The following is a 9,587-nucleotide window of genomic DNA, read 5'->3' as shown; positions in this document are numbered from 1 at the left end:
CAGCCGTTTGCTATCTTGAGAATCAACATTCTCGAAGCAGGTGGAGGCGCTGGTGACCGGTGAAAAAGCATTCGAGGTATGGGATGCCGACAACCACATGTACGAGACCATCGATGCCTACACCCGGTACCTGCCGGAGAAATACTCCGAGGCGCTCAAATACGTCGACGTGAACGGCCGCACGAAGCTGCAGATCCTGGGCACTGTTACCGAGTGCATCCCCAACCCGACCTACGAGGTGATCCCGACGCCGGGTGCATGGGCCGACTACTACCGCGGTATCAATCCCGAGGGCAAGTCCCTGCGTGAACTTGCCAATCCGATCCGCTGCCCCGACGCATTCCGGCAGCCGGACTTGCGGCTGGAGCTGATGGACTCCCAAGGCGTCGACGGCGCGGTGATGTTCCCTACCACGGCAGGCATGCTCGAAGAACGGACCAAGTCCGACACCGAGCTGACCCATGCGGTGACGCATGCTTTCAACCGCTGGCTGCTCGACGACTGGACCTTCAACTATCAGAACCGCATCTTCGCGGTACCCGCGATCTCGCTCAATGATCCGGCCGCAGGGGTCAGGGAACTCGAGTGGTGCCTGGCAAACGGCGCCAGAACCGTGCTGATCCGGCCAGCCCCGGTACCGCGGGAAGACGGCACTTCTCGCTCACCCGCGCTGCCCGAGTTCGACGACTTCTGGCGACTCGTCGAGTCGTCGGGTATTTCGGTGCAGATGCACAATTCGGACTCCGGCTACGACCGTTACGTCGACGACTGGGAAGGCGGCGACGAGTTCCAGGGGTTCCAGCTCACCAAGCTTCGCGGGTTCATCTACGAAGAAAGTCGCCATATCTTCGACACGCTGGCGGCATTCATCGCTCATGGCGTGTTCGAACGCTTCCCGGGCCTACGCATCGGTGTGGTCGAGAACGGCGGCTCATGGGCTGAGCGACTGATGGAGGTGTTCGATCGGGTCTATCGCAAGAAACCGAAGGACTTCGACGAGCACCCCTGTGACGTATTCCGCAGGCACGTGTGGGTCAACCCGTTCCATGAGGAGGACATGTCGCACCTCATCGACATCCTGGGTGCCGACCGGGTGATGTTCGGTTCGGACTTTCCGCATCCGGAGGGACTCGCCGAGCCGGCGAAATTCGTCATGGAACTCCAGAACCTCCCCGCGGAGACCACCGCACAGGTCATGGGCGGCAACTTGAAGCAGCTCATCGGCATCTAGCCGATAGCAGCGCCTGCCGGCGGCGCGCCCCTGCTCGGCACGCTGCTGCGCACCCGCACCGGCGGGCCGTCGCTCCGTGAGATCGCTTCGGCCCAGCGACGACAGCCGGGTATAGCGGATCAGCCGCCGAACCGGGCACGCAATTCGTTCTTCAGTACCTTTCCAGTGAGATTGCGCGGTAGCGCCTCCACCAATTCGAGTCGCTCCGGCGATTTGTGCCGACTCAAGCCTCGAGCCTGACAGTGGCCCGCCAGCCCGGCGAGCGTGACATCAGCTCCGGGTTGAGAAACCACGACAGCGCAAACCCGTTCGCCCGTAAGCGGATCCGGAACCCCGATGACCGCGACGTCAGCGACTGCGGGATGCGTGGCCAGCACGTCCTCGATTTCCAGTGCCGAGATGTTCTCGGCGTTGCGAATGATTGCATCCTTGATGCGTCCGGTGATTGTGACGTTGCCCTCGCCGTCGATGCGCCCCCGGTCTCCAGTGCGGAACCAACGATCGGCGTCGAATGCATCGGCGTCGAGCGAACCGTCGACATATCCCAGGAAGCACTGCGGTCCCTTGAGTCGGAGTTCACCCTCTTCGCCGACACCGACCTCACGCCCGCCGTCGTCGACTACCCGCACCGACACTCCCGCGACCGGGCGTCCCACAGTGCGGTCGAGGAGATCCGGCGCGGCCTCCGGTCGCTGCGACGTCGCAACCGGAAACTCGGTCAGCCCCCAGGAATTGGCGACGCCGTTCACCGAAAAGGTCTCCCGTACCTGCCGTCCCAGCTCAGCGGTGATCGGGGCCCCGCCACCCACGCAACCACGCAGATCGGGATAGAGCGGTTGAGTTCCGTGTGCGCGCTGCGCGGCCATGAACGCAACAAGGAACGGCGTCGCGGTGCCCAGCAACGTCGGCCGGTGCAAGGCGATCGCTTGCGGTGAGGTGGCGGGATCGAATGAGTCGAACAGCACCAAACGCATACCGGTGCGCAAGCTAGCCGCCAGCATGGCCGCACCGCCGATATGCGATACCGGAAAGGCGATCGGGTTGACATCCCTGCTTGATGCCCCCACGATGCCGACCACCCCCGCGGAGCCCGCGATCACCGAACGGTCGCAATGCCGAGCACCTTTCGGCGCCGCAGTGGTACCCGACGAGTAGTAGATCCAGCGCGGGTCCTCCGCGGAAGCCGGCGGCTCCGCCAGCACGTCCGGATCGCCGACGGGCAGGCGGAGCGCGCCGGTGATCGGCGCGTCGTGATCGATCACCAGGACGGACATGGACCGTTGCGCCGCCAGTTCGCGGGCAAGCCCGGTGTGGTCGAAACCTCGCCAATGGCCGGGTACCACTAGTACCTCGGTCGCCAGTTGCTCGGTAGCGAAGCGAAGTTCGCGTTCGCGCCAAATCGGCAGAATCGGATTCTGCACGGCGCCCAATCGCGTGAGCGCCACCATCACCACCATCGTTTCCAAGGTGGTCGGCAATTGCCACGACACGACGGTGCCCTCGCCCACCCCGGCACTGGACAGCGCCGCTGCCGTCCGCAATGCCTCGTCGCGAAGCTGTGCGCAGGTGAGGCTACGGCCGAAGTCGTCGGCGAGTACCACGCGGTGCGGATGTTCCTGCGCCACCGCGTCGACGAGACCCCAGTACGTCTGGTCGGCCACTGGTGTCCTCACCCGTCCTCACCGGCTCGGCAACAGAAGCCGACGTTTGGCGAGAATGTTACGCATGATCTCTGAGCTTCCGCCGGAGACCGTGTAGGCGCGCGACCACAGCCAGCATTCTCGCAGACGTTGTTTGGCCTGCTCGACACTCGGATCGGCGGTCACCGTGCACACCGTCGCAGCGAGTTCGGCGCCGTATGCCGAAACCCGGTGGTATGTCTCGCCGAAACTCAGTTTGGCGATCGAGCCGTCGCCCGGTCGCTCGTCCCCAGCGACGAGGCGTTCGACATGATCGTCGATGAAGGACTTCGCCACCTCGACTTCGACGCCCAACTCCGCGACTGCCTGCCGGATGTCATCATGTTCGAGCGCTCCGGTGCCGTCGAGGATGCCGTTGCGCGCCACCAACACCAGATCGTCGATCAGCAGCTCAAGCAAGACGACGTTGCCGCCGATCCCGAAACGTTCGAAATCCAGGCCCGCCATGATGATCGACCATCCCTGGCCGGCTTCGCCGATCAGGTTTCTTGCGGGCACCGTTACGCCGTCGAGAAAAATTTCGTTCACCTCGATCGCCTCGTTGATCGTCCGGATCGGACGAACCTCGACGCCGGCCGTCGACAACGGCACCGCGAAAACCGAAAGTCCGTGGTGGCGCGAGGAAGTCGGGTCGGTGCGGATGAGCGCCAGCCCCATGTCGGCCCAGTGCCCGTCGGTGATCCAGGTCTTCTGACCGTCGATCACCCATGATCCGTCGCGTTGCTGTGCAGCCCTGCTCCGGACGGCGGCGATGTCGCTGCCGGCGTCAGGCTCGCTGAATAACTGACACCACACGTGCTCGCTGCGACGCATCGGCGGCAGCAGTGCGGCCTTCTGGTCGGCCGATCCGAAGTGCAGCAGCACGTGGGCCGCTAGGTTGACCTGATCGACGGGCCGCGGGGCGCGGGCGCGCAGGATCTCCTCGCTGAGTATGCGGTCGTGCAGAGGATGATGATCGGCGCGTCCGCCGTGCTCGACGGGCCAGTCTGCACCGACGAAACCCGCATCGAACAACGTGGCGAACCATTTGCGCAAATGCGCTTCCTGCTCGGCGTTTTCCGGCGCCCGCCGTCCTTCCCGCGCGGCGAAGGGAGGTGCGTGTTCGGCGATGTGCGCTCGGACGCGATGCCTGAACTCGGTCAACTGCGCGTCGCTTGGTCGGGTTGCTACCGCGCTCACCAGCCCGACCTCTCCGCAACGAGACTACGGCTGGAGCGAGCCGTGCCGAGTAGATAGCCGTTCGTGAACACTCGGCGCAGTTCGTGATGCAACGGGTACTCCCAGGTGAATCCGATGCCGCCCGACAACTGCATGCACTCGTCCACGGCAGCCGTTGCCTTCGCGGCGACAAACGCGTGCGCCGCGGCGGACAAGGCGATCACGTGGTCCGAGATATCACCCGCCGCCAGTGCGCGGGCAGCTTTCACAATGACCGCGCGCGCCTTTGCCTCGAAGACCAGCAAGTCCACCAGCCGATGTTGCACCGCTTGAAAACTCGCGATCGGCACACCGAAGGCGATCCGCTCCTTCAGGTAACCGACCAGCCGCTCGAACGTGCTCGAAAAGGCGCCCAGCGAATCCGCGCTGAGCAAGACTCTCGCCACGGCCAGCAGCTGATCCGCTCGTTGCGGGCTACCGATCAACAAGCTGTCCGCCCCACCGACCTCGATGCGCCATGCGGCGCGGTCGACATCCAACAGCTCGCCATCACGGCTTCGCGGGATTGCTTCGGCCAATTCGAACAGATGAATTCCGTTGTGCCCCAGTGTGACCAGAATGTCAATCGCCTCTCCACGCGCAACCCGGACGGTGTCGCCGGACTGTGCGCAGCCCGCCATCGCGGTTCCGTCGAGCATCGCGGGCAACCATCGGTCGCGCACCTCGCCAGGTGCCGAAGCCAACGCGGCAGCGGATAGCACACACCCAAACCAGGTCGACGAGTTCTGCGCGCGGCCGAGTTCCTCGGCGATGACCGTCGTCTCCACAGGACGCCACCCGCTGCCACCGAGATTCTCCTCGACGAGCAGCCCCGTCCAGTCCATGGTCGCTAGTTCTTTGACCGAGTCTTGAGCGCCGCGGCCGGTCAGGAAATCGCGCGCCGCTGCGCGCAGCAGATCGAGATCGAGGTCATCATCCGCCATACAGCGTCTAGCTCCGCCCGATAAGATGCTCAGCGTTGTCACGCATGATCCGCTTCTTGGTGGCATCGTCGAGCGGGTCGAGCAACTTGACAAAATCAGCAGGCTCGGCGAGTCCTTCCGCATGCGGGTAGTCGGAGCCCATCACCAGACAGTCGTCATAGCCCAGGCTGGCGACGATGGCGGGCGTATCGTCCTCGGGATACGGCACCACCCGGACGTGCTGTCGGAAGATGGCAGACGGCTTTTCGGTCAGTTTCCCGCCGATCCATGGACCATTTCGACCCATGCCCCGGCTCTTGTCCATGTGTTTGGTGAAGAAGGGCACCCACTCTGCACCGTGTTCGGCGACAAGCACGTTCAACCCGGGAAAGCGGCCGAATAGGTTGTCGAATATCAGCGCTGAGAGGGTGTCCTCGATCGGGCGTTGGCCGTAGATGTTCATCCACTGCCAGGCCGACATGTGCCACGAGGCAGGATCTGCGCAGTGCCCCCAGGCAGGTGAGATCGCATCGAAGTACCAGAACGGCATGATGTGGAACACCAGGACGCAGCCCGCTTCCTGCAGCCGGGCGTAGATCGGGTCAAAGTGGGGGTCGCCGGGAGATCTGCCGTATGCCGGGCCCGTCGGCAGCATGACAAACTTCGCACCCTGCGCGATCAACGCATCGGTTTCGCTGACGGCCGAGTCGAGGTCGCGAAGCGAAAGCAGCCCGGTCGCGTATATGCGGTCCTGGTAGTTGAACCCCCATTCCTCGTCGAACCATCGATTGAAGGACCGGAGATTTGCGTATAGCGCTGCGGTGTCATCGACGTAGTGCTCGGCCGCCAGGGCCATGCCGCTCGGATAGATGACCATCCGCTCGACGTTCTGCTTTTCCATCACCGCGAGCCGTGCTGAACGCTCGATGTACTCGGGTTGCATGGGCTGCGGCTCGTAGGACTCCTCTGGGTTGCCGGATCCCATCTGTCTGAGCATCTCTTTCAGCGATCCGGGACGGTATGCGACGTCCAGACCCAGTCCCCCTTCACTGTTGAAGGTTGCGACACGATGGCCGGCGAGGATTACCTCGACCCCGTCCGCTCCGCGAACGGTGGTGATCGCGCGATTCTGGAACTCTCTGGGCAGGTATCGAGTAAACGCGTCACGCGTCTCATAGCAATGCGTGTCGCAGTCGATGATCCCGTAGTCGAGTTTCGTCACCGCGCGGCTCCTCCATGCGAGAATGGTGATTCTCCTATTTCAGAAAAGATACTATCCTTTCCCGGCAATGCCTATCCCGGGTCGGGGCCGGCCAGACAAACACCGAAGGAATCAGGATGAGTGAAGCCGACGAACTCCGACACACGGTGCGGCAGTTCCTGGCGGCCGCTTCGCCGTCCGGACAGGTACGCGATCTCATGTCCACCGTGGAGGGATATGACGCATTGGTGTGGCATCAGATGGCCCACGACCTGGGGTTGCACGGCATTGCCGTTCCTGAGGAATTCGGCGGTGCGGGTGCCAGCTTCGCCGAACTCGCGATCGTGTTCGAGGAGATGGGCGCCGCCCTGTTATGTGCACCGTTCTTCTCCACCGTCGCACTCGCCACGCAAGCGATCCTCTGTAGCGGCGACACCGTCGCGATGGGCGACTACCTACCGCGTTTTGTCGACGGATCCATGACCGCGACGGTGATCCTCAACAGCAGTCTCGAGGCGTGGGACCCGCAAGCCGTCACACTGACGGCACGAGCCGACGGCAACGGTCATCGGATTCACGGCGATGCAAATCTCGTCCTCGACGGCCATACCGCCGATGTCGTTCTCGTCGCGGCGAATACGAGCGCAGGCACATCACTGTTCGCGGTCGCCGCGGACGCCGACGGGCTGACGCGTGAACCGCTGGCCACGCTCGACCGCACGCGGAAGGTCGCATGCCTGAGGTTCCACGACGCCCCCGCCCGGTTGATCGGAACCGATGGAGACGCTGACGCGGGCCTGGCCCGCACGTGCGACCTCGCAATCGCCGCGCTGGCCGCCGAGCAGGTTGGCGGCGCCCAACGTTGCCTCGATATGGCCGTGGGATACGCCAAGGAGCGAGTGCAGTTCGGGCGCACCATCGGCAGCTTTCAGGCTGTCAAGCACCGGTGCGCGGACATGCTGGTGCTCGTCGAGGGTGCCCGCTCTGCGGCCATCCACGCTGCGGAATCGGCTGACGGAAGCGACCTGCCGATCGCTGCGTCGGTAGCAAAGATGGCCTGCTCGGAAGCCTTTCTGCAAGTCGCTTTGGACAACATGAGAATCCACGGCGGAATCGGGTTCACCTGGGAACACGACGCACACCTCTACGTTCGGCGCGCCAAGGCGACCGAGCTGATCTTCGGCAGCCCCGACCACCATGCCCAACGCTTGGCAGCCTTGGCCGCACCATGAAAGGACGAATGTGACCATCTCTTACTCCCTCGAACTGCCCACCCAGCGGGTGGACGCCGTGACTGAATTCGTCACCGCCGACGCGATTTCCGAAGTCGCCCGCGTCGGTGAAACGAGCGGCTTCTCCGCCGTGCACGTCACCGATCACCCCGCCCCCGACGCGAAATGGCTCGACCACGGCGGTCACCACGCCCTGGACCCGTTCGTCGCGTTGTCGTTCGCGGCAGCCGCCACCACGGAGGTAAAGCTGCTCACCAACGTTTACATCGCCGCCTACCGCAATCCTTTCCTGGGCGCGAAGTCGATCCAGAGTCTTGACGTCCTTTCCGGCGGCCGGCTGATACTCGGCACCGCCGCGGGTTATCTCAAACCCGAATTCAGAGCGCTAGGAATAGATTTCGACAATCGTGGGGCGTTGCTCGACGAGGCGCTGGACGTCCTGGGCAAGGTGCTCACCGGCGCTGATGTCGCGTACGAGGGCACCTCGTTCGCAGCTCGAGGGGTGCGACTGTATCCGGTACCTCAAACCCCGCCACCGATTTGGGTCGGTGGCAACAGCAAGCCTGCCGCCCGCCGTGCGGTTGCACGAGCGCAGGGGTGGGCGCCGTTCAACACATTCGGCTACGCAACCGCGTCACGTACCGCAGAAATCTCGACGCTTGAGGAATTAGCGTCGGCCATCGCCTGGACAAAGAAATACGCGGCCGAGATCGGGCGTACCGAACCGCTGGATATCTGTTTCTCGGCCGGCAACCTACTCGACGACACCAGGTCGACCGACGAACGGCATGCCACGATCGCCCAGTTGGAAGCGATGGGCGTGACTTGGCTGACCATCGCCCCCCAGGGAGCCAACCGGGCCGAGTTCATCGACAACGCGCGCGCATTCGCCGAGAAGTTCATCTCATGAGGCTCTCGGCTGCAAAGGCGTCCACGCTGATACGCCGATGCGCGAACAGCCACCGCCCATCCAGCGGGACAAGGACGTCGCGATAGCGTCCCCAATGGTCCAGGCCGATGTCGGTGTGGACGGCGAAATAACTACTGACCTCAACACGGTCCCTGGCAAGGCAACCAAACCGAACGCTTGAAACATGATGGCGCACACGAGTTGGCAGCGGTCGCGCCGGGTCATGATTCTCAGATATAGCAGCACCGAGCCCCGCCTCGATCGCCGCGGGACCGGTGAGCGGTTGCGCTGCGCCGGTGAACTCGAGGACGCCGTCCGGTGTGAAGCAGACGGCGACACCGCGCAGATCGAACCGGTCGGTCGCGGCGGTGTAGTCGGCGAGCGTCTGGCGTACCGACTCACGGATCCCGAGCTCCCACACCTCCATCTACCCTCCCTATCTCCCCTCCCAAGAAATCTGACTGGAAGTCGCATTCTCGCACACGATAACGTGTGTTCTCATGCCACAACCCACGCTGTTGGATTTGTTGACCCCCGCCACCACCGCCCTGGTCACCCAGGAATGCCAGGGAGGTGTGATCGGGCCTCAGGCCGGTCTGCCCCTATTGGCAGAGGAAGCCAGGCGGGAAGCGATCCCGAACATCGCCAAGCTGCTCCTCGCGGCTCGCGCGGCCGGCGTTTCGGTCGTGCACTGCGTCATGCAAAAGCGCCCAGACAACCGCGGGTCCAATACGAATGCCAGGCTGTTCATGGCGGGGAAGTCGTTCGCAGCCGAACTGACTCCGGGCAGCCCGGGCGCTTCGGTACTGCCTGAGTTCGGCCCGGATCCAAGCGATCTGGTCCTTACCCGTACGCACGGTGTCGGGCCCATGACGGGTACCGACCTCGACCCGGTGCTACGCAACCTCGGAATCAAGACCATTGTGGGAGTGGGTGTCTCGGTCAACATCGCGATTCAGAACTTTGTGATGGACGCGGTCAATCGCAGCTATCAGTTCGTACTTCCGCGCGATGCGGTATGCGGTTACCCACGCGAATACGCGGAATCGATCATCGACAACACGTTGGCCCTGCTGAGCACGGTGACCACTACCGAGGCGGTCGTGACAGCGTGGAACGAGCTCTCCGGACCTGGCCCCGGATAGATGTTGCCGGACGTTGGTGATAACGTCATTTTCACTCAGCGTAAACGT

At 63.6% G+C, this 9,587-nt stretch carries 9 protein-coding genes; 4 read left to right on the top strand and 5 right to left on the bottom strand.

Annotation, left to right across the window (positions count from 1 at the left end; genetic code table 11):
- Positions 1-97: 97 nt before the first annotated feature.
- Positions 98-1,231, top strand: a complete 1,134-nt coding sequence (locus tag A5636_RS06650) for an amidohydrolase family protein (protein ID WP_065157953.1) — start codon at positions 98-100, stop codon at positions 1,229-1,231.
- A gap of 119 nt (positions 1,232-1,350) precedes the next feature.
- On the opposite strand, the gene A5636_RS06645 is transcribed toward A5636_RS06650, so the two are convergent.
- From A5636_RS06645 to A5636_RS06630, 4 genes are read right to left on the bottom strand one after another with little or no spacing between them, the layout of a single operon-like run.
- Positions 1,351-2,904 (bottom strand): class I adenylate-forming enzyme family protein, encoded by a 1,554-nt coding sequence (locus A5636_RS06645; RefSeq protein ID WP_065157906.1) that lies wholly within the window; start codon positions 2,902-2,904, stop codon positions 1,351-1,353.
- 6 nt (positions 2,905-2,910) lie between these two features.
- A complete protein-coding gene (locus A5636_RS06640) occupies positions 2,911-4,110 on the bottom strand; it encodes an acyl-CoA dehydrogenase family protein (RefSeq protein WP_065157905.1) in 1,200 nt (399 codons plus the stop codon).
- Positions 4,107-5,072, bottom strand: coding sequence for an acyl-CoA dehydrogenase family protein (locus A5636_RS06635; protein ID WP_065157904.1), 966 nt, complete (start codon positions 5,070-5,072; stop codon positions 4,107-4,109). Before A5636_RS06635 ends, A5636_RS06640 begins: the two co-directional genes overlap by 4 nt.
- Before the next feature lie 7 nt (positions 5,073-5,079).
- Positions 5,080-6,273 (bottom strand): amidohydrolase family protein, encoded by a 1,194-nt coding sequence (locus tag A5636_RS06630; RefSeq protein WP_065157903.1) that lies wholly within the window; start codon positions 6,271-6,273, stop codon positions 5,080-5,082.
- 110 nt (positions 6,274-6,383) lie between these two features.
- Here A5636_RS06630 and A5636_RS06625 point away from each other — a divergent pair, with 110 nt between their 5' ends.
- Positions 6,384-7,484 carry an acyl-CoA dehydrogenase family protein gene (locus A5636_RS06625; RefSeq protein ID WP_155763668.1) on the top strand — a complete coding sequence of 367 codons (1,101 nt, stop codon included), beginning with the start codon at positions 6,384-6,386 and terminating at the stop codon, positions 7,482-7,484.
- Between the two features lie 10 nt (positions 7,485-7,494).
- On the top strand, positions 7,495-8,394 hold the full coding sequence (locus A5636_RS06620; RefSeq protein WP_065157901.1) for a TIGR03619 family F420-dependent LLM class oxidoreductase: 900 nt from the start codon (positions 7,495-7,497) through the stop codon (positions 8,392-8,394).
- Here A5636_RS06620 and A5636_RS06615 read toward each other — a convergent pair.
- The gene (locus A5636_RS06615; RefSeq protein WP_065157900.1) at positions 8,384-8,821 is read right to left on the bottom strand and encodes a nuclear transport factor 2 family protein; all 438 of its coding nucleotides are present in this window, start codon (positions 8,819-8,821) and stop codon (positions 8,384-8,386) included. The two genes, A5636_RS06620 and A5636_RS06615, sit on opposite strands and share 11 nt — an antisense overlap.
- A 73-nt stretch (positions 8,822-8,894) precedes the next feature.
- Here A5636_RS06615 and A5636_RS06610 point away from each other — a divergent pair, with 73 nt between their 5' ends.
- Positions 8,895-9,539: a cysteine hydrolase gene (locus A5636_RS06610; RefSeq protein WP_065157899.1), complete on the top strand. Its 645-nt coding sequence runs from the start codon at positions 8,895-8,897 to the stop codon at positions 9,537-9,539.
- The last annotated feature ends 48 nt before the right edge of the window (positions 9,540-9,587 follow it).

It is taken from the genome of Mycobacterium asiaticum (assembly GCF_001673315.1).
GTDB lineage: Bacteria > Actinomycetota > Actinomycetes > Mycobacteriales > Mycobacteriaceae > Mycobacterium > Mycobacterium asiaticum_B.
Note: the sequence above shows the minus strand (reverse complement) of the source record. Positions and strands in the feature narration are given on the sequence as shown.

What these genes read in the sequence shown, in the direction of transcription:
- A5636_RS06650 (WP_065157953.1), top strand. Translation starts at nt 98, where the DNA reads ATGTACGAGACCATCGATGCCTACACCCGGTACCTGCCGGAGAAATAC.
- A5636_RS06635 (WP_065157904.1), bottom strand. Translation starts at nt 5,072, where the DNA reads ATGGCGGATGATGACCTCGATCTCGATCTGCTGCGCGCAGCGGCGCGC.
- A5636_RS06615 (WP_065157900.1), bottom strand. Translation starts at nt 8,821, where the DNA reads ATGGAGGTGTGGGAGCTCGGGATCCGTGAGTCGGTACGCCAGACGCTC.
- A5636_RS06610 (WP_065157899.1), top strand. Translation starts at nt 8,895, where the DNA reads ATGCCACAACCCACGCTGTTGGATTTGTTGACCCCCGCCACCACCGCC.